Here is a 493-nt window from a genome sequence, read left to right on the forward strand (position 1 = left end):
GGACGACACCGCGGGCGCAAAGGTGAACGTCTCCGCTCGATTGCTCGCGCCGACCGTGCACGTGTCGCCCGCACCCTCGCACGCAGGGATCGGCGCCGAGAGGGCCATCGTGGCCGCAGTGCCCCACGGCCCGCCGCTGTCGGCCTCGTGTGCCGTCTCGCGGCCGAGGTCCCAGCGGAACAGACGACCGGCGGGGTCGGCCACGTAGACCTCCTGCGCCTCGGCCCACAGCCGCGACAGGCAGTGGGTGGCCACCGCGGTGTCGACCACGGTGCCATACGCCGGCTCGTAGACGTCGTCGGGGTCGACCGCGGGCAGCTCGGCGTGCTCGAGGATCTGCCCGCTGAGCGCATCCACCCGCAGCAGCGTGCGCCCTTGCTCCGAGCTTCCCCCCGAGGTCGGGTAGCCCGTGCCCATCACGAAGAACGCATCGGGAGCCTGCGTCGAGACCTCCGACGGAATGTGATAGGCCAGCGCCGGACGAGCCCACGTC

Annotated in this window: 1 protein-coding gene; it reads right to left on the minus strand. The window is 72.2% G+C overall.

Annotated elements, in window-relative coordinates; genetic code table 11:
- Nucleotides 1-493, minus strand: a 493-nt coding sequence (locus OEB96_RS46835; protein ID WP_323137302.1) for a hypothetical protein, incomplete at both ends; no start/stop codon positions are given.

Origin of the sequence: Paraliomyxa miuraensis, assembly GCF_026337845.1 — a bacterium.
GTDB lineage: Bacteria > Myxococcota_A > Polyangia > Nannocystales > Nannocystaceae > Paraliomyxa > Paraliomyxa miuraensis.